Source organism: Pseudoalteromonas sp. SWYJZ12 (genome assembly GCF_015864395.1).
Classification (GTDB): domain Bacteria; phylum Pseudomonadota; class Gammaproteobacteria; order Enterobacterales; family Alteromonadaceae; genus Pseudoalteromonas; species Pseudoalteromonas arctica.
On sequence record NZ_JADYXH010000007.1, the window covers coordinates 15,050 to 39,351 of the forward strand.

The 24,302-nt window shown below is 39.7% G+C and carries 17 protein-coding genes; 4 read left to right on the forward strand and 13 right to left on the reverse strand.

Annotated elements, in window-relative coordinates:
* Positions 1 to 33: 33 nt before the first annotated feature.
* From I6F42_RS10385 to I6F42_RS10400, 4 genes are all read left to right on the forward strand, one after another.
* Complete coding sequence (locus I6F42_RS10385) at positions 34 to 6,174, forward strand: Ig-like domain-containing protein (protein ID WP_197152066.1); 6,141 nt, start codon at positions 34 to 36, stop codon at positions 6,172 to 6,174.
* 9 nt (positions 6,175 to 6,183) lie between these two features.
* Positions 6,184 to 7,017 carry an MBL fold metallo-hydrolase gene (locus I6F42_RS10390; protein WP_197152068.1) on the forward strand — a complete coding sequence of 278 codons (834 nt, stop codon included), beginning with the start codon at positions 6,184 to 6,186 and terminating at the stop codon, positions 7,015 to 7,017.
* A 128-nt stretch (positions 7,018 to 7,145) separates the two neighbouring features.
* On the forward strand, positions 7,146 to 9,257 hold the full coding sequence (locus I6F42_RS20345) for an adenylate/guanylate cyclase domain-containing protein (RefSeq protein WP_308807877.1): 2,112 nt from the start codon (positions 7,146 to 7,148) through the stop codon (positions 9,255 to 9,257).
* The gene (locus I6F42_RS10400) at positions 9,229 to 10,890 is read left to right on the forward strand and encodes an HD domain-containing phosphohydrolase (RefSeq protein WP_007586383.1); all 1,662 of its coding nucleotides are present in this window, start codon (positions 9,229 to 9,231) and stop codon (positions 10,888 to 10,890) included. Before I6F42_RS20345 ends, I6F42_RS10400 begins: the two co-directional genes overlap by 29 nt.
* Before the next feature lie 288 nt (positions 10,891 to 11,178).
* On the opposite strand, the gene I6F42_RS10405 is transcribed toward I6F42_RS10400, so the two are convergent.
* From I6F42_RS10405 to I6F42_RS10465, 13 genes are all read right to left on the reverse strand, one after another.
* Entirely contained in the window at positions 11,179 to 12,606 is a 1,428-nt protein-coding gene (locus I6F42_RS10405; protein WP_197152071.1) for an NAD-dependent succinate-semialdehyde dehydrogenase, read from the reverse strand.
* Between the two features lie 248 nt (positions 12,607 to 12,854).
* Entirely contained in the window at positions 12,855 to 13,193 is a 339-nt protein-coding gene (fdx, locus tag I6F42_RS10410; protein ID WP_007586379.1) for an ISC system 2Fe-2S type ferredoxin, read from the reverse strand.
* Between the two features lie 11 nt (positions 13,194 to 13,204).
* Positions 13,205 to 15,067, reverse strand: coding sequence for a Fe-S protein assembly chaperone HscA (gene hscA, locus I6F42_RS10415; RefSeq protein WP_165741392.1), 1,863 nt, complete (start codon positions 15,065 to 15,067; stop codon positions 13,205 to 13,207).
* 41 nt (positions 15,068 to 15,108) lie between these two features.
* Positions 15,109 to 15,636 carry a co-chaperone HscB gene (hscB, locus tag I6F42_RS10420; protein ID WP_007586374.1) on the reverse strand — a complete coding sequence of 176 codons (528 nt, stop codon included), beginning with the start codon at positions 15,634 to 15,636 and terminating at the stop codon, positions 15,109 to 15,111.
* Positions 15,637 to 15,718: 82 nt separating this feature from the next.
* Positions 15,719 to 16,042, reverse strand: a complete 324-nt coding sequence (gene iscA, locus I6F42_RS10425) for an iron-sulfur cluster assembly protein IscA (protein WP_007377674.1) — start codon at positions 16,040 to 16,042, stop codon at positions 15,719 to 15,721.
* A 12-nt stretch (positions 16,043 to 16,054) separates the two neighbouring features.
* Entirely contained in the window at positions 16,055 to 16,438 is a 384-nt protein-coding gene (gene iscU / locus I6F42_RS10430) for a Fe-S cluster assembly scaffold IscU (protein WP_007377675.1), read from the reverse strand.
* A gap of 41 nt (positions 16,439 to 16,479) precedes the next feature.
* Positions 16,480 to 17,697, reverse strand: a complete 1,218-nt coding sequence (locus I6F42_RS10435; RefSeq protein WP_197152073.1) for an IscS subfamily cysteine desulfurase — start codon at positions 17,695 to 17,697, stop codon at positions 16,480 to 16,482.
* A 24-nt stretch (positions 17,698 to 17,721) separates the two neighbouring features.
* Positions 17,722 to 18,213, reverse strand: coding sequence for a Fe-S cluster assembly transcriptional regulator IscR (gene iscR / locus I6F42_RS10440; RefSeq protein WP_007586371.1), 492 nt, complete (start codon positions 18,211 to 18,213; stop codon positions 17,722 to 17,724).
* Between the two features lie 236 nt (positions 18,214 to 18,449).
* A complete protein-coding gene (gene trmJ, locus I6F42_RS10445; protein ID WP_024589846.1) occupies positions 18,450 to 19,175 on the reverse strand; it encodes a tRNA (cytosine(32)/uridine(32)-2'-O)-methyltransferase TrmJ in 726 nt (241 codons plus the stop codon).
* Positions 19,176 to 19,332: 157 nt separating this feature from the next.
* Positions 19,333 to 20,088: a class I SAM-dependent methyltransferase gene (locus I6F42_RS10450; protein ID WP_010554084.1), complete on the reverse strand. Its 756-nt coding sequence runs from the start codon at positions 20,086 to 20,088 to the stop codon at positions 19,333 to 19,335.
* A gap of 57 nt (positions 20,089 to 20,145) precedes the next feature.
* On the reverse strand, positions 20,146 to 21,324 hold the full coding sequence (locus tag I6F42_RS10455) for a response regulator transcription factor (protein WP_007586368.1): 1,179 nt from the start codon (positions 21,322 to 21,324) through the stop codon (positions 20,146 to 20,148).
* 139 nt (positions 21,325 to 21,463) lie between these two features.
* Positions 21,464 to 23,503, reverse strand: a complete 2,040-nt coding sequence (prlC, locus tag I6F42_RS10460; protein WP_197152076.1) for an oligopeptidase A — start codon at positions 23,501 to 23,503, stop codon at positions 21,464 to 21,466.
* 86 nt (positions 23,504 to 23,589) lie between these two features.
* Positions 23,590 to 24,264: a DUF2461 domain-containing protein gene (locus I6F42_RS10465; RefSeq protein ID WP_197152078.1), complete on the reverse strand. Its 675-nt coding sequence runs from the start codon at positions 24,262 to 24,264 to the stop codon at positions 23,590 to 23,592.
* Between the last annotated feature and the right edge of the window lie 38 nt (positions 24,265 to 24,302).

Here is a 24,302-nt window from a genome sequence, read left to right on the forward strand (position 1 = left end):
TGGATACAAAGCTTTTATTATGGAGTATTTAAAATGACAGCAAAAAATATATTTTTGCTTGGTTCTATGGTGTTTTTGTTAAGTGCCTGTGGAGGCTCAGAAGAAAGCCCTGCTCAAGAGACAATACAATCACCTACGGCTGAAGTAGTACCGCCAACGGTGACTAGCTATATAAATTTGGCTGGTGTTATAGCGAGCAATCAAACCAAGAATACAAAAGTTTTAGGTGCTGTCACTTCAAGTAGAGGAGTAGTTGGATCAAGCATAGCGAATACACGCGCTAATATTGTTTTTTCACAAACAAACGAAACTGTGCAAGGCAACGTTTCTTTTTTACTTGAAGCTTCGGATACTGATGGCATTACTGAAGTTAATTTAGTGCTCCCTAGTGTCAATAAAAGCATATCACTGTGTTCTTCTGATTGTGGTTTTGACTACGAAAAGTCAATTATAGGCCTCAGCCCTGCGCTTTATGGCGTAACTCCAGGAGAGATACGCCTAGAAATATGGATAACTGACACTTTAAATAATCAAGTCCTTGCTGATGCAATTACTTTTAACTGGCAACCATATCAAATTGAAGGTGTTACAGCTCAGCGAGACGAAGATAATATTAATCTTTTGTGGCAAGCTAACCCCGAACTTAATCGTTATAACGTTTATATTGCAACTCAAGCTGGAGTTTCATCTACTAATATTAATGAATTAGAAAACGGGCAACAATTTTTAAGTATTCAAGATACTGCATTAAGCATTACCGAGTCACTTACAGATAAAAGTTATCAAGTACTTATTACCGGTATTGATGGCAGTGGTGAAAGTGGCTTTGCTAATATAATAAACATAGCACCAGTGGGTGGAGAGCTTGCATTTGCACCAGAAGCTAATGCCGATCAGTTTCAGATAAATGAAGATCAAACTCTGCAAGGCAACGTTCTAACAAATGATACGAATCAATACAGTGGCGATTTACGTGTAAATGCAGATGCATTAATTCTACCGCAGCATGGCACCATTAATATAAATGAAAATGGGGATTTTACTTATATCCCTATTGCAAACTTTAATGGTGAAGATGCCTTTAGCTATCAAGTTGCTAACGAGCTAGGTATGACAGACACCGCAGTTGTAGAGATAACCATTTTAGCTGTTAACGACGCTCCTATTGCGCTTGATAATACTTATAACATCACAAACAATGGAACCTTAGTTGTCCTATCGCCTGGCTTACTTATTAACGATAGCGATATTGATTTAGATAACTTAACTGTTGATACAACGCCTGTTAGCGAACCGACAAGAGGACAATTAACCCTTTTTGATAATGGTAGCTTTGAATACCAAGGCGAGCAGAACATGCAAGGTGAAGACAGCTTTCAGTATAGAGTTGTTGATGCACAAGGTGCTCAGGCTATTGCAAATGTAACTATTGTAAGCTCAAACACTAACGTAGCCCCTGTAACAAAAAATGATAGCTATAGTTTAAGCGAAGATGAAACACTTGTGGTTACAGCAGCCAATGGTTTGCTTAGTAACGATACTGACCCAAATAATGACAGTTTTTCAGTTGATGAAACATTTATTGTGGCACCAACACATGGCCAACTATTATTAGCAATTGATGGCAGCTTTAGTTATGTGCCGGATGCTAATTTTAATGGTGTTGATCAATTTCAATACCAAGCTATAGACTCATTAGGTGCAACCTCTACAGCCACAGTAACTTTAGTAATAAACAGCGAACCCGATAACCCTGTTGCACAAAATGATGCCTATCAATTTAGCAAAAATAAATTATTTGAAGTAACAGTACAAAATGGCTTATTAATTAACGATTTTAATATTGAGGCTGGCGATTTATCAGTTAACACCACGGCAATCAATACAACTCAAAATGGCGAGCTTACATTAAAAGTTGATGGCTCATTTACCTACCAACCAGACTTAGGTTTTATTGGTGTAGATAGCTTTACTTATTCAATTTCAAATGAGCAAGGCTTAACTGCTACAGCTCAAGTAACATTAAGTGAAAGCGGCGTTAATACTTTTCCAGAAGCCAATAACGATCAATTTACGTTAGACGAAGACAGCTCTGCATCTTTATTAGACGTGCTAGCTAACGACACTGATGCAGATGGCGATACGATTAGTATTTCTAACATAGAAAATATTGTTGGAGAAGCGACTATTGTCGCCGGAAAAATACAGTTTACTCCACCAGCAAACTTTTCAGGTGAGATAGTACTAACTTACACTATTACTGATGGCTATAGCACTGGTAATGAAGGTATAAACGACAGAACAGCAAGTGTGACTATTACCGTTACATCCGTTAATGATGACCCTACTGCAAATGCTGATTCAGCAACGATGAACGAAGATGCTCCTGCGTTATTAGTTAACGTACTAGCTAACGACTCCGACATTGATGTCGATACTCTTACAATAACAGCTGCTACTGCAGATATAGGTTCTGCATCTGTTGTTGATAATAAAATCCAATACACGCCTGCTGCGAATACAAATGGAACAGCAATTATTAGCTACACAATAAGTGATGGTAATGGTGGTACTGCAACTACAAACTTATCAATAATTATTACTCCCGTAAACGATACTCCTATTGCAAACGCAGACTCAGCTACAATAGATGAAGATGCAGCGCCAATACTAATAAACGTATTGGCAAATGACTCTGACGTGGATGGCGATAGCCTCACTATCAGTGCTGCCTCGGCAGATACTGGTTCGGTCGCAGTGGTTGGCAATCAAATTCAATATACACCGGCAGCCGACGACAACGGCGTAGCAACAGTTACTTATACTGTAAGCGATAGCAGCGGTGGTGCCAGTACAACAACGTTAACTATCACTATTACCCCCGTAAACGATGCTCCAATAGCAAACGCCGATTCGGCCACCATAGCTGAAAATGCAGCGCCAATACTGATAAACGTATTAGAAAATGACTCAGATGTAGATGGCGACAGCCTGGCGATCAGTGCAGCCTCAGCTGATATTGGCTCAGTCTCAGTAGTTGGCAATCAAATTCAATACACACCGGCAGCCGATAGCAACGGCTTAGCAGCAGTTACTTATACTGTTAGTGATAATAATGGTGGAACGAATACTGCCACGCTCGCTATTACGATAACTGCAGTGAATGATGCACCTGTTGCCAATAACGATACCGCGACCATGGCTGAAGATGCAGCACCAATACTGATAAACGTATTAGCAAATGATACTGACTCTGATGGAGACAGCTTGGTGATCTCTTCAGCCTCAGCTGATATTGGCTCGGTCTCAGTAGTTGGCAATCAAATTCAATATACGCCTGAAGCCAATACCAATGGACTTGCCACGGTAACTTATACGGTTAGTGATAACAATGGCGGAACCAATACAGCCACAGTGGCCATTACCGTAACTGGTGTTAACGATGCACCTGTAGTATCGGTTCAAAGTTTTAGTATTAATGAAAATGCTACCGATGGCGACATCATAGGGACTGTTAGCGCGTCAGATATTGAGAACCAGACCTTAACTTATACTTTAACTGGCGGTAACACTGCTTTATTTGAACTTAATAGTAGCTCTGGTGTTTTATCAACCTCAGGTGAAAGCCCATTTGATTTTGAAACAACTAATCAATATATCTTAAATGTCACTATAACTGATGATGGCACACCTAATGAAAGTTCAAACGTTAACATAACCGTTAATATTACTGATGAAATTGAGCTTCTTATTCCAACTGAAGATGTGACATTTGGCCGCCCGATTACAGGTGAGCTTGATCTTTCAAACATTTTTTCTGGAGGTGAGTTTAAAGACAGTATTGAGCTTAATGGCAACCTTTATTTTGTTGGTTTTGTTGATGGCGACGATAAAGATATTATTGTTGTGTCTTACACCAACGCTGGCATAACAAATAATGCTTTTAATAGTAATGGAATAAAAATATTAGATTTAGATGATGATGAAGAAGCCACAGCTATTATTTCTGACGGTACAGATCTCTTTATTGCTTATTCTAGTTTTGACGGCACAAATACTGAAGCCTGCTTATTGGAAATGAATACTGCTGGCGTTGTAAGTACTGACTCTGGTGAGAATGATTCAGGAGTTCGCTGTACTTCACAAGCGAGTACTCTTGTTATTAATGACCTTGAAATTGATGACGATAAAATACTGGCTGTAGGTAAACGCTTTGATGGCACTCAAAACGATAGTCTATGGATACATTATAAAAAATCAGATCTAGATTTTGAGAACTCTACTCCAGCTATTGTCGATGTTAGCGGCGCTAATCGAGATGATGAAGGCTTTGCAGTTAAGAACTTTAATGAGTCCGATTACTTAGTGGTTGGGAGTGTTACCAATGCAGAGGGAACAAAAGACTCTCTACTTCGTTATTTAAAATCTGATGGCGATAATGACAATAACTTTAATGGTGGCGCAGCACTAACAATTGATATATTTGATAATGATAAAGACGACGAACTTTTTGCTGTAGGCGGAGTTAGTGATTCTGAATTTACTGCCTTTGCAGGTGGATATATAACAAGAAATAGTGGTGAAAAAGAAGCTGTAATATTAGCTATTAATAAAAATGGGGAACTAATCACCACCTTTGGTAATGCTGGTATAGCAATTTATGATATTGATGGTAATGGTGGAAATGGTAATGGCGGCGCTAAAATTACAGGTATTAAACACGAGCCTAGTAACAATGGCATTAGTTTGTCGGGGACGACTGGCGTATCAGCCTCAGAAAAATTATTTTCAGCACGGATTAATAATGAAGGTACTTTAAATAGTGCCTATGGCACCTCCGGCATTAATATAATTGATGGTATAAGTGGTAAGCAATTTGCCAACACTTTAGCTATCGACTCTAATGACACTCTTTGGGTAGCTGGTGTTAATGATGATTCAAATACAAAACCGTTTATTGCAGCAATAGACAGTCAAGCCACATTATTTAGTAACTTTGAAACGAATGGTTACTTTACCCTTAATAATTTAGTAGATGCGACAAACGATGAATCAATGCACGTTTTACAACTTAGCAATGGCCCTCATGCCGGTAAGTATATTCTTGCATCAACGGCTAAATCGGACTCAATTACTAAGTTAGTATTAACACGCTTTACGAGTGCGGGTGATATCGATACTAGTTTTAGCGAAAGTAGCCATAAAGAAATTGCCATAGATTTGAGTAAGTCGCGCGTCGCTATAACCGAGCAAAGCGACGGAAATTTAGTTATTACAGGCTCTAAAAATAGTGAAAATGGTGAAGCGGGCTTTGTAGCTAAAGTTGATCAGTCTGGTAATTTAGACACTTCATTTGCAACAGGCGGTGTATACACAACCTCTGTCAGTGGCGCAGAATTGGTAAACCTGACCGGTATTGCACTTGATAACAGCGGTAACATTATTACTGTTGGGTCAATAGTAACAAGTGGCACTCCTAGCCCAATCGTTATAATGTTTACGCCAGAAGGTACTCTAGAGCCAAACTTTGGCACTGGCGGAAGTATCATAGGCTCAGCTTTTGAGTACTATAACCGCGTACATACCGACAATGCAGATATTTTCATTGGTGGTAAGTCTGTATTAAGTGGCACTTCAAAGCTAATCGCATTGAAGTTGAGCTCAAACGGTACTGAAACCTTTAAATATGTAGGTGAAGAAACTACAGATACCGACAATAAAATAGCGCAGATTTTAACTGACACAACGGGTAAGTTATATTTAATAGCAAACCTTATTGATTCGCCAAATAAAGCCAATGTTATTAGGTTGCTCGTTACGGGTGCGCTTGATACTAGCTTTGCCGTAAATGGTGTCGGTGAATATACTTTGGCGTCAAGCGGTAACACTGAGCTAAGTGGTGCAGCGCTCGATAGTAGCAATCAACTTATTTTAGCCGGCATGGCTAACAATAAAGGAATGTTAGCGCGTATTTTAACTGACGGTACTTTAGATAATACGTTTGGAGCCAGTGGTGCCGGGTTTTATGAAGCAAGCCAATGTACCAGTACACATGTATTTACTTCAATCATCCTGCAAAATGACACCCAAGTTGTTGTAAGTAGCACCTGTAATGACACTAACTCTAACAATGTTAGTATTTCTAAATTCAATTTTTTAGAAGATGGAGCTTAGCCTTAAATTATGAAAGTTGAATTTTTTGGTGTTAGAGGCTCAATGGCTTCAGCAGGAAGTAATACGCACATTTTTGGGGGAAATACCTCATGTGTGTACATTGAACAAAGTAACGGTAAAGATCTCATTTTAGACTCTGGTACCGGTATTGTAGAGCTCGGTACACGTTTACTAGAAACACAAAGTCCTATCAATATTTTGCTAACGCACAATCATTGGGACCATATTCAAGGGTTTCCTTTTTTTAAACCTATTTACCAACCTAACCGCGATATAACTATTGTAGCTGGCAACGTTGATGATAAAAAAAGTGAAGATGCCATATTAAAGCAAATGAGTGGTTCGTACTTTCCGGTGTGTTATCAAGATTTACCTGCCAGCATTACGCTTAATACTGATTTATCGTCTCAAAAGCAATTTACACTTAATGGTTTTTTGGTTTCGACTGCTCCACTAAATCACCCTGGCGGTGGTACTGCTTATTGTATTAAAGCGGATGATAAAAAGGTGGCTTACGTTACCGACAATGAGCTAAATCCGCCAGAAAAAGCAAACACAAGTATTAGCGAATGGGTCAATTTTATTGAAGGCGCTGATTTACTAATTCATGATGCTCAATTTATAGATGCAGACTTGCCTCTTAAACATGGTTGGGGGCATAGCACCATAGATCAGGTGGCTGAGCTTGCTATAAAAGCGAGTATTAAAAATGTGGTTATTATTAGCCACGATCCATCAAGAACCGATGAACAGTTATTAGCTATAGAAAAATATTTACACACGCAGTACGCTCAACAGGTAAAAATAGAATGCGGCCGAGAAGGACGAGTTTTTGATTTTTAGTCTATCAAGGAGCGTTACTCATTAGCTCCTTAAAACCAATTACTTCAAAGCACTTTTTCATTGGCGCTGTTATTACATTATTAATTGCATCAATAGAGCTATTTTCAACTGGGTCGCTTGCAAAGTTAGTGAACCGCGTAGAAGGTATAATATACGACTCTCGGTTGTTACTAACACTTTCAGAGACGCCTAGGCGTATTGATGAAACCGTTGTAATAATTGATATCGATGAAAAGAGCATGCAAGAACAAGGACGCTTTCCTTGGAGTCGCTCAAAAGTAGCTGACCTTGTTACAAAGCTTACTGATGCAGGTGTTATTGTTATTGCATTCGATATATTTTTTTCTGAACAGGAAGAAAACCCTGTTACAAAAATTATGTCTGAAATTCCTGATTTATCAAAAAAGTACACCATCCCCTTTGCTGAAATTACTAAACAAGTCGATGCAGACACAAAACTAGCAAGCGCATTATCTAAAAATGATACTGTTCTTGGTTTTTTATTAATTGATGAACAACTCACTAATCAAAACCTGCCAGCTAAAAGCAGTGTTGTGTGGGCAAATGCGGATCATACTAATTCACAAATAAACCAGTTTCCTGGTGCTATTGTAAATATTCCACAGTTACAAAATGCTACAACGGGTACCGGTTTTATCAATGCACATAGCGATGAAGATGGTTTTATACGTAAAGCAGCTCTTATAAATCGAGTTGGCAATAAGCTCTACCCTTCTTTAGCACTTGAAGTTGCTCGACTTTATACCCTTGCTGAAAACATAGAAACCCGTTCCAATATATTAGATGGTATAACCTTATTCGAAGGTATAAAGTTTCAAGATAAGTGGATTCAAACTGATGAATATGGGCAAATATTAATTCCTTACAAAGGGCGTGCACATAGCTTCCCTTATTATTCGGCTACCGATATTTTGACCAAAAAAATTGGTTTAGAGGAATTAGAAGGCACTGTAGCCTTTATTGGCACATCGGCAATTGGACTCGCTGATTTAAGATCAACACCTGTTGGTTTACAGTATCCCGGTGTGGAGGTTCATGCCAATATATTTGAAGGATTAATGCACCCAGAGCTACTGCCATCTAAACCTAATTGGTCACTGGGAGCAAGCTTACTCATCATTGCATTAACGGGTAGCGTACTGTCGTTTTTTAGCCACGGTAAGAGCGCACGTTTTATTATTGTTTTGTCTCTTACAGTTACAAGTGTCGTTATATTTTTAAACGTTTATTTATGGTCAGTGCAAAAAATTAGTTTACCTTTATTAATGCCTCTTTTACTCATCATTATATTAGCGGGTTATTACATCATTGTTGGTTCTATCGCTGAAATGAAGCATAGCCGAAAAATAAAATCTATGTTTGACCAATATATGCCTCCTGAGCGTATAAACCAGATGATACTACAGGGTAAAAGTTTATCTCAAAAAAGTGAGCGAAAAAATATGACGGTGTTGTTTGCCGACATTCGTAGTTTCACTTCAGTATCAGAAAGTATGTCGCCTCATCAGTTAAGTGAATATTTAAACGAATATCTTACGGCTATTACCAAAATCATATTTGATCATAACGGGACTATTGATAAGTACGTAGGCGATATGGTGATGGCATTTTGGAATGCCCCACTAAAAGATGAAAACCACGCTCGCCATGGTGTTGAAGCCGCAATGGGTATGATTAACGGGTTAACGCAAGTAAATCAGTTATTTGCAGAAAACAATCAGCCTGCAATAAAAATAGGTATCGGTTTAAGTACTGGCGACATGAATGTAGGTGATATGGGTTCGGTTTACCGTAAAGCCTATACAGTTCTTGGTGATACTGTTAATTTAGGTGCTAGAGTAGAAAGCTTGACCAAGTTTTATGGCGTAGCTATTCTTGTTACAGAAGAAACGATGAAGGAATGCCCTCATATTGCATTTCGTTTAATAGATAAAGTGCAAGTTGTCGGAAAAACAGCCGCTGTACAGTTGTTTGAACCTATAAACTTTACAGATAAGCTCGATGAAGAACAGTTAAATGAAGTTAAAAAATCACAGCAGGCCATGACGCTTTTTTATAATAAAAACTGGCCACAAGCGCTTAGCTTATTTAAAGAACTACACAGCACGACCGTATTTAGCTCTGACGTTTATACCATTTTTATCGAACGTATTAAGGGCACTGATTTGCAAACACTAGCTAAGGATTGGAATGGTGCCTTCAAACATACTAAAAAGTAGTAAACATATGCGACAGCACATTAAAGACAAAACAAACCTTCAGCATTTTATCGATATTAGTATTAGGCTAACAACAGAAAAAAACTCGTCTAAGTTACTTGATGAAATACTGCAAGTTGTGATGTCGATAGCAAATTCTGATGCTGGCAGCATTTACTCTATTACCCCAAACAAACAACTCAAGTTTGAAACGGTAATAAATAAGTCATTAAATCTTTATTTAGGTGGCACTTTAGGGAGCCCTGTAGATTTTCCTAATATAGATCTTTTTATTGATGGCAAACCAAACGAAACAGCTATTGTTGCCCACTCTGCAAATTCTGGCGAAGTGATTAACATTCCTGACGTGTATGATGCCCTGCCCTTTGATATGAGCGCAGCTCGCAAAATGGATGCACGCACAGGTTATCGTTCTGAGTCCATGCTAACAATTCCTTTAAAAGATCACGAAGATGACATTATTGGTGTAATCCAGCTTATAAATGTAAAAGATGCGCAAAATAAAAATATCCCTTTTAGTGAAGAGCTTGTCACTCTAATTCGATCTTTTGCCTCTTTAGGCGCTATTTCACTAACTAACTCAACACTAATTAAGGGAATGGAAGATCTTTTTTCGACCTTTGCTGAAACAATTGCGATGGCAATAGATGAAAAGTCTCCTCATACCGGTGGCCATTGTAAACGAGTGCCAGCACTCACGTTAATGCTAGCTGATGCCGTACATGATATAAATAAAGGCCCTTTGGCTTCATTTTCGATGAGTGAGGCCGACCGGCATGAACTTGATATAGCAGGCTGGTTACATGACTGTGGGAAAATCGCGACTCCCGATCACATTATGGAAAAGTCGACAAAACTAGAAACTATTTTTGATCGAATAAAATATGTAGATGCTAAATTTGAAATAATTAGCCGAGATTTAAAAATAGCGTATCAGCAAAAAATCATCTGTGCGATGAAGCTGCAAAAACCTATCGAAGTTCAACAATTTGAACGCCTACTTGATACCGAGCTTAAACAGTTGGCATTAGACCGTGCATTATTACAGCGTGTGAATGTAGGGGGCGAGTTTTTAGGTGATGCAGAACTTGAGCACATTGAACGCATTGCAAACAAATACCAACTCGTTATAAATGATATTAATACACCATTGCTCTCAGCTGATGAAGTTGAAAACTTAACAATACGAAGAGGCACGTTAACCGAAGCCGAACGTGAAGTAATGAAACGTCATATGGATGTAACTAAAAATATTTTAGATGCCCTGCCGTTCCCTAAACACTTAAGCAATGTGACTGAATATGCTTTAGGTCATCATGAAAAACTTGACGGTACTGGTTACCCAAGAGGTTTAACCAAAGAGCAAATGTCGGTGCCTGCAAGGTTAATGGCTATTACGGATATTTTTGAAGCGCTATCTGCAGTAGACAGGCCCTACAAAAAAGCAAAACCGGTCAGTGAGTGTTTATTTATTTTAGGGTCAATGGTTGCTAAAAACCATCTTGATGCTGACATTTTTGCTATTTTTATTGAGTCGCAAGTCTATAAAAATTATATCAATGAATATGCTAACCCAGAGCAGCTAGATGAGGTAGATTTTGATAACTTACCCGGTTACACACCTATAAGTTAGCACCTATAAGCCATGCCTTTATTCAAAATGCGCTTATTACAGCCTATACCTATCCAAACAAAAAAATGCCACCTTACGGTGGCATTTACACACGGGGTTATTTCTACTTATAGAAATCCTTTTACTTTTTATTTGTTTTTTTATGTTGTTTTATTAACAAAAAATATGTTCCCAAAGGTAGCATTTAGCGCTTTGGGTAGCAACAGTAAAAGGTAAAGTTCATATATCTGCCATATTAACGTCATAAAAAAGCGCGAAGTAAATTCGCGCTCGTATACTTAACTGCCGTTATATTTTAATACACACGTATTTTTCTTCTAGGTACTCATCCAGCCCTTGATGCCCACCTTCTCGGCCCAAACCAGATTGTTTAACGCCACCGAAAGGCGCTACTGGGTTTGATATAACACCTTCATTTACACCTACCATACCAAATTCAAGCCCTTCACTAATTCGGTAAATTTGCTTAATATTTTGGCTATAAAAATAGGCTGCTAGACCAAATGGTACATCGTTAGCAAGTGCAAGCACTTCACTTTCTTCATCAAAAGGAATAACCGTTAATACTGGACCAAATACTTCTTCGTGGTAAATATCCATGTCAGTAGTTACGTTGTTTACTATTAATGGGTTTTGAAAGCTGCCACCTAAGTCACTATTATCGCCAATCAACGTCGCACCTTTATCGAGTGCGTCTTGTACTAACTGTTGTACTTTCTCTTTGGCTTTAGGGTAAATAAGCGGACCAATATCAACATCGTCTTCAAAACCATTTGCCACTTTTAACGCTGCAACCTTAGGCGTGATTTTTGACAGTACTTTGTCGAGAATATTACGCTGTATAAAGATACGGTTTGCAGCAACACATGCCTGCCCACTATTTCTAAATTTAGCCGCCATTAGCCCTTCTACAGCTTCATCTAAATCTGCATTATCAAAAATGATAAAAGGCGCATTGCCGCCAAGCTCCATCGAGGTGCGTTTAATTGTGTCTGCACATTGAGATAGCAACTGCTTACCTACACCGGTAGAGCCGGTAAATGTAAACTTACGCACGACTTCTGAGTCAGTCAGCATTTTACCTACTGTTTTGGCATCTTGTGAAACCAGTACATTAAATGCACCTTTAACAAAACCAGCTTGATCGGCCAGATAAGCAAGTGCGATAGCGCATAATGGCGTATGTTCAGAAGGTTTAAGTATAAAGCTACAGCCCGCAGCGTAAGCTGGAGCTACTTTACGAGTAACCATAGCAACAGGGAAGTTCCACGGCGTAATACCAGCTACAACACCTACAGGCTGCTTAAAGCTAGTTAAACGATGCGAGTCATCTGTTGGCGGAATTACATCTCCGTAACTACGTTTGGCTTCTTCTGCAAACCATTTGATAAAACCTGCACCGTAGTTAATTTCGCCAAGCGATTCTTTGAGCGGCTTGCCTTGCTCTTTGGTCATAAGCTCTGCAAGTGTTTGTTTGTGTTTTATAACTAGCTCATACCAGCGCATCAGCGTTTCGCTTCGCTCGGTGGCATTCGTCGCTTTTAATTTAACAAAAGCCCCTTGAGCTGCAGCTATTGCGCTATTTACACCCTGCTCGTCAATATCGCTTACATCAACAATACTTTTTTCGGTCGCGGGATCGTTAACGCTAAAGTGCGTATCAGTTTTATAAAATTCGCCGTTAATAAATGAGTCTGAGAAAATAAGATTACTCAAAATAAACCTCCGAAATAGATTTTAGGGATTGGGTTGAACTCGTAGCAGCGGGTTTACCCCGCGTTTATATAATCTGAAAAATACGTGATCATTTTGATGTTCAAGTTTGAGATTAGAAAAATTTAACTTAAAACGTTTGAGATTTAAAAACGCGACATAAAGTCGCTGCTATGTGTTTATAAATGCTTTTTTGAAACAAAAAAGCCGCTGTATCAAACAGCGGCTTTTAATATATACATCGTTAAAAACTAGTGCTCTTCATTAACGATATTGAGATTGTACTTAGGTATTTCAACCACTAAGTCTTCATCTCTTATAATTGCTTGGCAACCAAGGCGTGACTCAGGCTCTAAACCCCATGCTTTATCTAGCATGTCATCTTCTAGCTCATCACTCTCTTGTAGTGAATCAAATCCCTCACGAATCACTAAATGACACGTAGTACATGCACACGACTTTTCGCAGGCATGCGCAATGCTAATACCATTTTTAAGTGCAGCGTCGAGTACCGTTTGGCCTGTAGGAGCTTCAATTGCAGCGCCGTCAGGACATAATTCAGGATGTGGAAGAAAAACAATTTGTGGCATTCTAATCTCTCTTAAATGTTGTCTACTGACTGCCCTGTAAGGGCCTTTTTAATTGATGCATCCATTCTACGCGATGCAAAGTCGCTACTCGCATTATCGACTTTTTCGATAGCTGCTTTAATTTCGCCAGGCTCTTGTGCATTTTCGCGCACTTTTACCAGTTCTGCAATTTCAGCGCGTAAGTTAGCAAGTTGCATATCGTCAAGTAATGCAGCATCGGCTGCAAGTGATGCATTAAGCGCTTCTATTACGCGTAACGCTTCTACTTGTTGCTCTTTAAGCATACGTGCTTGCATGTCGCCTTTAGCGTTGCTCATTGACTCTTTTAGCATGTTAGCTACTTGGTCGTCAGATAAACCAAACGAAGGCTTAACCTGAATCTCAGCTTGTACACCTGTTGATTTTTCCATAGCTGAAACACTTAATAGGCCATCAGCATCAACTTTAAAGGTTACACGAATATGCGCAGCGCCTGCCGCCATTGGTGGAATACCTTTTAAGCTAAACTTAGCAAGCGAACGACAATCATCAACAAGCTCACGCTCGCCTTGCAGCACATGTAATGACATAGCTGTTTGGCCGTCTTTAAACGTCGTAAATTCTTGCGCGCGTGCTACCGGAATCGTCGTATTGCGCGGAATGATTTTTTCAACCAAACCACCCATCGTTTCAAGGCCTAGCGATAACGGTAATACATCAAGCAATAGCATGTCAGAATCGGGCTTATTGCCAATTAATACGTCGGCTTGAAGTGCGGCACCTAAAGCGACAACACGATCTGGGTCGATTGAAGTTAGCGGCTCTTTATCAAAAAAGCTTTGTACTTGGCTACGTACCAGTGGCATACGGGTTGAACCGCCTACCATAATAACTTGCAGTACTTCGTCGTTTTCTATGCCAGCATCTTTTACAGCACGACGACACGAACGCAGTGTTTTTTTAACGAGAGGCATAGCCATTTCGTCAAACGTTTCGCGTGTTACTTCTACTGTGTATTTTTGATCGTCAAACTCAAGACCCACGTTTACTTTAGCGTATTGGCTTAATGCTTCTTTACACGCTTTTGCTTTATTGATGAATAAACGTAAAACCGAAGGTGACAACGCTGACACACCAGTTTGCTGCTTAAAGTAATCAACAAGTAGTGAGTCAAAGTCATCGCCGCCGAGGCTTGAGTCGCCGCCAGTTGCCATTACTTCAAACACACCTTGGTGTAATCTAAGTACTGATATATCAAATGTACCACCGCCTAAATCGTAAACAGCAATAATACCTTCTTGGCCAGAATCTAAACCATAAGCAACGGCTGCTGCTGTTGGCTCATTTAATAAACGTAGTACGTTAATACCAGCAAGTTCTGCGGCATCTTTAGTACTTTGGCGCTGTGCGTCATCAAAGTACGCTGGTACTGTGATTACAGCACCTAAAATCTCTTGATTACCAAAACTTTGCTCAGCTCGTGCTTTTAATGCAGCTAAAATATGGCTTGATGCTTTAATTGGACTGATTTTACCTGCCGCAGTTTCTATTGCTAGTGCACCATTGTGCTCACAAAATTCATACGGTAGCTGGCCATAACTTTGCTCTATTTCAGCCTGAGTTTTACCTAAAAAACGCTTAACCGAAATAAGCGTGTTGGCAGGGTCTTGCGTTGCTGCTTTTGCAGCTTCTGCGCCAACAGTAATACCGCCAGCTTGATAACGAACAACCGACGGTAACATAGCCGCGCCAAGATCATCAGTTAACGTGCGGGCTTCGCCACTTTGCACTGTTGCAACCAATGAATTAGTTGTACCAAGGTCAATACCAATCGCTAGTTTATGTTCGTGTGGTGCCGCGCTCTGCCCCGGCTCAGCAATTTGCAATAATGCCATAATGCTCTTTAAACTCGTGTTGCTCGCTTTGCAGCAAGTAATTAATCGTCAAATAAACTGTCTTCAATACGCTCTAGTTCGTCACGTAACTTATAAACAAACTTCAGTTTACGAATATTATCTGCGGCAAGTTGATATTGCTGCTCATCGTTACTTGCTAGTTGCTCGGCAAGCTGTGCACTGTACTGCGTGTTTAGTTGCTTAATTTGTTTTTCAAAATTTGCAATCGCAGTATCAGGATCGCGCGACGATGTTAGCTCTTCAAGCTCTTCGCGAAGTTCCATTTGCTGCATTAAAAACATTGGATCTTGCAAGGTTTGCTGCTCTGCACGAATATCAACGCCTAGCTCGCTCAGCATATATTCAGCACGTTTTACTGGGTGCTTTAATGTTTGTAGCGCATCGTTAATTTCGGCGGCGCTTTGCACTGCCATTAACTTATCGCGGCTGCTCGCATTCGCGTGGCGATCTGGATGTACAGTACGCTGTAATTCCAAGTAGTGCTTGTTAACCGTTGCTAAATCAATATTGTAATCAACGGGGACTGCAAATAATTCAAAGTAACGCATAACTTCAACCAATAATATTCAGAAATAACAAAGCCCTACATTAACTGGCAGGGCTTATTTATACTACAAAGATATTTTAAGCTTAAACGGTAAAGCTTTCGCCACAACCACACTCATCTGCTTGATTAGGGTTTCTAAATTTAAACCCTTCATTTAAGCCTTCTTTAGTGTAGTCGAGCTCTGTGCCATCGATGTAAACTAAGCTTTTAGCGTCAACAATTAATGTGACACCTTTAGCCGCAAAAGTTTCATCGTCTTCGTTTAAATCGTCAACAAACTCAAGTACATAAGCAAGACCTGAACAGCCCGTCGTTTTAATGCCAACGCGCAGGCCTAAACCTTTACCGCGGTTTGCTAAAAATGATTGTACGCGGTTTGCTGCCGCATCTGTCAATGTCACTGCCATGAGTTTCTCTTCTTACTTCGCTTGTTTGCTTTTGTAGTCTGCAATTGCTGCTTGAATTGCGTCTTCGGCTAAAATTGAACAGTGAATTTTCACTGGTGGTAATTCAAGCTCTGCACTGATATCAGTGTTTTTAATTGTCGCTGCTTCGTCTAGCGTTTTGCCTTTAACCCACTCTGTTACAAGTGAAGATGAAGCAATTGCGCTACCACAACCGTAGGTTTTGAATTTTGCATCTTCAATAACGCCTTCGGCAGATACTTTAATTTGCAATTTCATTACGTCACCACATGCTGGTGCGCCTACCATACCCGTTGCCACTGACGGATCATTCTTATCTAGAGTACCTACGTTACGTGGGTTTTCTACGTGGTCGATTACTTTATCACTATAAGCCATTATTCTATCCTCATTACCTGCTAGGGTATGTGCTCACACTATTAGTGGTGAGCCCATTCAACTGAATCTAAATCAATACCTTCTTGATGCATCTCCCAAAGTGGAGACATCTCACGTAGGCGACCGATAGAGTTTTTCATTAATTCGACGGTGTAATCAATCTCTTCTTCGGTAGTAAAGCGACCAATACTAAAACGAATTGAGCTATGTGCTAATTCGTCGTTACGGCCAAGTGCACGTAATACATAAGAAGGCTCTAAGCTTGCAGATGTACAGGCTGAACCTGACGATACTGCAATGTCTTTTACTGCCATAAGTAACGACTCACCTTCAACAAAGTTAAAGCTGATGTTTACAATGCCAGGTACTGATTGGTCTTGCGTGCCGTTAAAGTATACTTCGTCCATATCAGCCATAATGCCGTCGATTAAACGATTACGTAAGGCGCTGATGTGTGCGTGATCTTTTTCGAAATCTTGCTTAGCAATTTTAAACGCTGTACCCATACCCACTAATTGGTGAGTAGCTAGTGTACCAGAGCGCATACCGCGTTCATGTCCGCCACCGTGCATTTGCGCTTCAAGGCGAGCACGTGGTTTACGACGAACGTAAAGTGCACCAACACCTTTAGGGCCATACACTTTATGTGCAGAGAACGACATAAAATCAACTTTAAGCTGTTGCACGTCGATTAGTACTTTACCCGCGCTTTGCGCTGCATCTACGTGGAACATAATTTTACGTTCGCGACACATTTCGCCAATAGTCGCGATATCTTGAATTACACCTAGCTCGTTATTAACGTGCATAATGCTTACAAGTACTGTGTCGTCACGCATTGTGTCGGCAAGTTTTTTTAAATCAAGTAGGCCGTTTTCTTCAACGTCCATGTAAGTTACTTCAAAACCTTGGCGCTCAAGCTCACGACATGTGTCGATTACTGCTTTATGCTCAGTTTTAGCGGTAATAACGTGCTTACCTTTTTTCTTGTAAAACTGTGCTGCACCTTTAATAGCAAGGTTATTTGATTCTGTTGCACCCGATGTGAAAACAATTTCACGTGGGTCTGCATTAATTAAATCAGCAATATCTGTACGTGCTTGGTCAACAGCTTCTTCTGCTTGCCAACCAAAACGGTGTGAGCGTGACGCAGGATTACCAAACTTACCGTCCATTGTCAGGCATTGCATCATTTCTTTAGCAACACGTTCGTCAACAGGCGTGGTCGCTGCGTAATCTAAATAAATCGGTAACTTCATTTCTCTCTCCGCTGCAGGTCAACCTTAAAGTTGACAGCTTACTTGAATGTTTTCCAACTGCTTAATTGCATTATTAATACTGTTATCTTGGCGCGATGCTATTTCTTTCACATCTGATTTTTCCACCAATTCAGCAAGGGTAATATTATTCAAAAATTCTTCTATGCGTGCGCTTAGGTCTGACCACAAATTATGTGTTAAACAACGCATACCACTCTGACAGCCGGTATCGGCACCTTGGCAACGTGTTGCATCGACCGATTCGTCTACGGCGCTAATAATATCGCCAACAGAGATAACGCTCGCTTCACGCCCTAGTAAATAACCACCACCAGGTCCACGAACAGAACTTACTAGGCCATTTTTACGTAAACGAGCAAATAATTGTTCAAGGTAAGACAAAGAAATTTCTTGTCTTTGTGAAATATCAGCAAGGGCTACAGGACCTACACCTGTGTGTAGTGCAACATCCAGCATAGCTGTAACGGCATATCTGCCTTTTGATGTTAACTTCATAACGCCCCCTGCACAAAAGAGTGCAAATTTTAATTACCAGAGTAAATTAGTCAAGTATTATCACTTGATAAAAATTTGATTTAGAAACTCTTACTTTTAAATTGTAGAGTTAACAAATTTTCAATACTTGACCTCTTTGGTCAAGTATTACAGCCATTGTAATTACCTGAGTAATTTAGTCAAGTATTAGCACGTTAATTAGTCTAGGTCTTTTATAACTAATAGCTATACCTAAGTTACTTAGGGATAGCCTTATTAATTGAGGTGAGAATACCGCGTAAAATATTCATTTCAGCATCTTCAGGGTGAGCTCGGTTAAACAAACGGCGCAATTTAGTCATAACTAAACCAGGGTGTTGCTTGATGATAAAACCTGTTTTAAACAACGTGTCTTCAAGGTGATCATAAAACAGCTCTGTTTGCTTTGAGCTTGGGTAAACTGCATCGTCTTCTTCAACCTTTTTAGGTTGTTGATTTAAAAATGCCATGCGAGTTTCGTAGCTAAGTGTTTGTACGGCCATAGCTAAATTAAGCGAGCTGTACTCTGGATTAGCAGGAATACACACATGGTAATTACAAAGCTGTAATTCTTCATTAGTTAAACCACTGTTTTCACGACCAAATACTAGCGCTACAGGACCATTTACGGCTTCAGCAACGAGCTTTTCACCACATTCACGTGGTTCAACCATTGGCCACGAAAGCGTACGAGAACGCGCACTTGTGCCAATCGTTAATGTACAGTCAGCGATAGCTTCTTCAACGGTACCTACAATAACTGCATTGCCTAAAACATCAGTTGCGCCTGCAGCTAATGCACTTGCTTGGCTGTCTATTTCGCAAGCAGGATCAACTAAATAAAGTTTTGATAAACCCATGGTTTTCATGGCGCGAGCCGCCGAACCAATATTGCCCGAATGTGACGTGTTAACTAAAACAATGCGAATATCATCTAAGATCATTACTGTGCTACTTTGCTATGCCAAAAAATTGCGCAAATTCTAACATGAAAATGTAATAAGATCCTAGATTCAAAAGGCTAGATCCTATGATCAAACCCAATATAACGATTCTTACAGGGGTAAATTCTAGGGATATAACGCCGATTTGTTTTGATGCTTAAACCATTGCCGCTTTTACATAGACATCAAAACGGTTCTTTTTGGTTTTGATCTGCATACTTGGAGTTTTTTCGTTTAAGAATGGAGCGTAATCGGGGCGCTTTACAACAACACGCTTACTGGCAAGTGGATAGGCAAAATCAAGTAGGTCGTCAGCGTCGTTGTCTGCACCAACAAGCTCTTGGAATACGCGCATTTCTTTTTTAACTAATGCTGATTTTTCGCGATGCGGGAACATGGGATCTAAATAAACAACATCAGGCATGCTTTCGCATTGAGAGAGCAAAGTATGGCTTGAGCCAAATATTAGGCTCATGTTTTCTTTCATCCACAAACCAATTTCAATATCGCTATAGGCTCGCTTTAAACCATCGTATAAAAGTGCAGCTACAACCGGGTGACGTTCATGTAATATAACTTTGCACCCTAGCGAGGCAAGTACAAAACCATCTCGCCCTAAACCAGCGGTAGCATCAAGTACAACAGGCGTTGCGCCTTTATTTAAACCCACTGCTTTGGCAATTGCTTGCCCTTTACCACCGCCAAACTTACGCCTATGGGCGGCAGCACCGGTTACAAAATCAACGTTAATTGCACCTAGTTTAGGCTCGTCGGTTTTAAATAGACTTAACCCTTTATCATCGTAATGTAAGCTAAAGCCACTGCAATTTTGCGCCCATTGGGCTAAACCAAAGCGTGTTTCTAATTCATTTAAATAAGGGCGTAACTCTTTAAAAGCACACTGAATAACCACAATAAACTCCGACGATAAAATACGCCTGTAGTATATCAACCGCTTTACTTTAAAGCACTAAAATAGCTCTATATCACTATGATGATTCGTATTGACCTTTGCGGCTTCCGCTTTAGTACGTAAATTAGATATAAGTTCATTGCGGCTTTCGGCAACTTGTTTAAGCTGATATTTGATAAAGGCTAAATCACTATTAGCCGATACAAATAACTGCATTGTTTGATCCAATTGAGATATATATAAAGTGAGATCCGCAGGATTAGCTTGTGTTTGTTGTAGCTTAATAGCGCAGTCAAGTTCATGTAGCTGCTCTATAAACTCTTTAGTACTTTTGTTTTGCTCTACATTTTGAGTAGTTAACTGCTTAACAATATCTTGAAGGGCTGTACTTATTTGAGCTGCCTGCTCATAACTGCTTTCGCTTCTTTCCATGGTAACAACCTTCTCGTTGGTTACTTCTAATATATGCGGGAACAGATCTTTGTAGCGCCCATACAAAGCATCATTATCAACTGGCATATTTTTTATCAAAAGGGACACTTTGGGGTAATTAATGATAGTGCTGCTACCAATATCAACAAATCGTTGAGCATTTCGATGTTGCTCAAGCAGCTCTTGCTCTAACGGGCAAACACCACTTTGCTGGCTGTAAAAAATACCTTTTCCTTGATACCAAAACACCACCACAACATCTAAATTTAAAGGAGCAAAAAAGGTAAAAAAGTATTCACTCAACGATTGAAAGTTATTAGCGTGATAACTTTGTCCAACGTAGCGCATTATACGTCCCATATCGCCTGACTCTGTCATTGCCATTTCAGCTGTTTTATTCGCTTTTACTATATCCAATTTTAGTTTTGCGCATTTTTGCCTATATTCGTAAAGTACCTTTATTCGCGCTATTAACTCTTCTGCATTAAAAGGTTTTGTAATGTAATCAGATGCGCCGACGCTATAACCTTTTACCCGATCGCTTAGCTCTATTTTAGATGAGAGAAACATAACGGGAATATCCTGAGTATTTTGACTTTGCTTTATTGTTTTACATACGTCATAACCTGACATACCTGGCATTTCAATATCGAGTAAAATAATATCTGGGTTGTATTTATTGGTTAGCCTTAATCCTTCATCGCCATCTTTTGCATGAATTATTTTACAAAACCCTGCTAAAGACTCTTCAATTATATGATGAACATACTTGTCGTCATCAATTGCCAATACCAACTTTGCCATGCCTTAGTCCATTTTATTAGGTGTGCTAAAAGCATAGTACGGTAGGATGAAATTACTAAAAATTATTAGATAATAATTTTAAAATAATAAAAAAGCGCCATTAAGGCGCTTTAATTTGGTTTGTGCTAAATATTAATTTTTAAACAGCAATACCGCTATGGCGTAGTAACGCGTCAACATTAGGCTCACGACCACGGAACTTTTTAAATAATTCCATTGGCTCTTCGCTACCGCCTTTTTCTAAAATATTTTGCATGAAGGCTTGCCCTGTTTCAGCGTTAAAAATACCTTCTTCTTCAAATTTAGAAAATGCATCAGCAGAAAGTACTTCAGCCCATTTATACGAGTAGTAACCTGCACTATAACCACCGGCAAAAATATGGCTAAAACCATTTTGAAAACGGTTAAACTCAGGCGGTTTAACGATTGATGTGCGGCTACGTACATCGTTTAGTACTGCTTGAATTTGGCATTGCTCACCCACTTTGTAATCGTTATGGATTTTAAAATCGAATAACGAAAACTCAATTTGACGTAGCATTTGTACGCCTGAGTTATAGTTTTTAGCCGCTAATAATTTATCAAGTAACTCTTTAGGTAACGGCTCACCCGTTTCATAATGACCTGAAATAAAGCTCAGGGCTTCTTCGTCATAACACCAATTTTCTAAAAACTGACTAGGAAGCTCTACCGCATCCCACGCTACACCATTAATGCCAGCCACTGGCGCGGCATCAACTTGTGTAAGCATGTGGTGAATACCATGACCAAACTCATGAAATAAAGTAGTTACTTCGTCATGAGTAAACAGTGCCGGTTTATCGCCAACCGCCTTATTAAAGTTACACACTAAATAAGCCACTGGAGTTTGTAGTTCGCCGTTAGCGCGTACTTTACGACCCATACAGTCATCCATCCACGCGCCGCCACGTTTGTGGTCGCGTGCATATAAATCGAGATAAAAACGTCCGCGTAGAGTATTGCTACTATCTACAATTTCAAAAAAGCGTACATCTTTGTGATAAGTATCAAAGTCAGTAACTTCTTTTACGCTAATACCAAATAGGCAATTAACGGTTTCGAATAAGCCGCTAAGCACTTTATTTGCTGGGAAGTAAGGACGTAGTACTTCGTCTGAAATTGCATACTTTTCTTGCTTAAGCTTTTCGCTGTAGTAACCAAAATCCCATGCTTCTAATTCAGAAATACCGTGTTTTTGCTCAGCATACGCTTTTAGCTCGGCCACTTCTTGCTCTGCTTGTGGTTTTGATTTAGCTGCTAGGTCTTCTAAAAATGAGAATACTTGTTCTGGTGTTTCGGCCATTTTAGTCGCGAGTGACTTTTCAGCGTAGCTGTTAAACCCTAGTAACTGTGCAAGTTCATGACGAAGCGCAAGCTCCTCGCTCATAATATCAGAGTTATCAAACTCACCGGCGTTAGGGCCTTGATCTGATGCGCGCGTAGAAAACGCAGTGTAGGTTTCTTTGCGTAATTCGCGGTTATCTGCGTAAGCCATTATTGGTAAATATGATGGAAAATCGAGTGTAAATAACCAACCCTCTAATTCTTTACTTTTTGCTGTATCAGCTGCAAGTGCAAGAGCCGATTCTGGCAAGCCAGCTAAATCACTCTCATCAGTAATATGTTTGTGCCAAGCAAGTGTGGCATCCATTACGTTGTTGCCAAATTTTGAGGCAAGTTCTGATAAACGCGCGCTAATTTCGCCGTAGCGTGTTTGCTGCTCTGCCGCCAGAGCAATACCCGATAATTTAAAATCACGAAGCGCATTAGTAATTGTTTTTTGTTGTGCTGTAGTCAGCGTTTTAAATTCGTCACTGTTATAAAGCGTATTATACGCGTTGTATAAACCTTGATGCTGACCTACAAATGTTGAATATTCAGATATTAACGGTAAGCACTGCTCGTAAGCTTCGCGTAATTCGTCGTTATTCATTACTGAATTTAAATGCGATACAGGGGAGAACATGCGCGATAATTTATCGTCAGCTTCTTCAAGGGGTAATACTAAGTCATCCCACGTATACGAGCCTTTAGCTAACACGTCATCAATGGCTTTACGACAAAGCTCGATACCGTCTTTTAGTGCTGGTACTACGTACTCAGGCTTTATTTTTGAAAATGGTGGTAAGCCTTCAAGGCCAATTAATGGGTTGCTCATAAATACTCTCTTTGCGTTAATGCATTACGTTTTAAATTGGGTCTAAAAGTAAAAAAACAACTCAGCCGCTTTTAAGTTGTTTAATTTTAATAAGGTTGCTCCAGAGCAAAACACAAATAACCCATTAATGAGTCGGCCACTTTATAACGTTCTAGCACCGTATCAACTAGGTTATTACTGCATACTTGCTTTTGAGTAAGTGGGCTAATGGCTATAAAGTCTTTTCGCTTGAGCTCATCTATTAAGGGATGCTCTTTTTCAAAACCTCTTGGCGGGCGTTTTAGCGATTCTCCTGACATTTCAAATATAGATTTAAATTGCTCATCATAAATTGCTTTTTTATAGCTATTTGGGTTTTCATCTATGCAGGTTCTAATTGCGTTAAGCGCCTTTGATTCTGGTCGCCAAATACCAGCACCTACAAAACATTCGTCATTTGCTAAGTGAAAGTAAAAACCCGGGGCGTGTACGTCTTTTCCCATAAAATGGCGAAATTGAATTCCTACATTAATTTTATACGGGGTTTTATCTTTGCTAAAACGCGCGTCTTTATGGATTCTCATTAAGCTACCGCCCACTTTTTTATCTGATGCGACAAAATGGCTAGAAACATCAGCAAGTGGTGCTTGCATTTGCCTAATGAAATCTAAAGCGGGCTCTCTTACGTATTCCTCATACTGTGATTTATGGTCGTTAAACCAGTCTCTATTATTGTTTTTATCAAGCTGAGCAAGAAATTCGAATGTTTTTTTACTAAACATAGGTCACCTAAACACTCTTTATTTTTAAAACTTAATGT

Coding starts and splice junctions, on each gene's coding strand:
- I6F42_RS10390 (WP_197152068.1), top strand. CDS start 6,184: ATGAAAGTTGAATTTTTTGGTGTTAGAGGCTCAATGGCTTCAGCAGGA.
- hscA (WP_165741392.1), bottom strand. CDS start 15,067: ATGGCATTATTGCAAATTGCTGAGCCGGGGCAGAGCGCGGCACCACAC.
- trmJ (WP_024589846.1), bottom strand. CDS start 19,175: ATGATCTTAGATGATATTCGCATTGTTTTAGTTAACACGTCACATTCG.
- I6F42_RS10385 (WP_197152066.1), top strand. CDS start 34: ATGACAGCAAAAAATATATTTTTGCTTGGTTCTATGGTGTTTTTGTTA.
- fdx (WP_007586379.1), bottom strand. CDS start 13,193: ATGCCACAAATTGTTTTTCTTCCACATCCTGAATTATGTCCTGACGGC.
- prlC (WP_197152076.1), bottom strand. CDS start 23,503: ATGAGCAACCCATTAATTGGCCTTGAAGGCTTACCACCATTTTCAAAA.
- I6F42_RS10400 (WP_007586383.1), top strand. CDS start 9,229: ATGGTGCCTTCAAACATACTAAAAAGTAGTAAACATATGCGACAGCAC.
- iscR (WP_007586371.1), bottom strand. CDS start 18,213: ATGAAGTTAACATCAAAAGGCAGATATGCCGTTACAGCTATGCTGGAT.
- I6F42_RS10465 (WP_197152078.1), bottom strand. CDS start 24,264: ATGTTTAGTAAAAAAACATTCGAATTTCTTGCTCAGCTTGATAAAAAC.
- iscU (WP_007377675.1), bottom strand. CDS start 16,438: ATGGCTTATAGTGATAAAGTAATCGACCACGTAGAAAACCCACGTAAC.
- hscB (WP_007586374.1), bottom strand. CDS start 15,636: ATGCGTTACTTTGAATTATTTGCAGTCCCCGTTGATTACAATATTGAT.
- I6F42_RS10435 (WP_197152073.1), bottom strand. CDS start 17,697: ATGAAGTTACCGATTTATTTAGATTACGCAGCGACCACGCCTGTTGAC.
- iscA (WP_007377674.1), bottom strand. CDS start 16,042: ATGGCAGTGACATTGACAGATGCGGCAGCAAACCGCGTACAATCATTT.
- I6F42_RS10455 (WP_007586368.1), bottom strand. CDS start 21,324: ATGGCAAAGTTGGTATTGGCAATTGATGACGACAAGTATGTTCATCAT.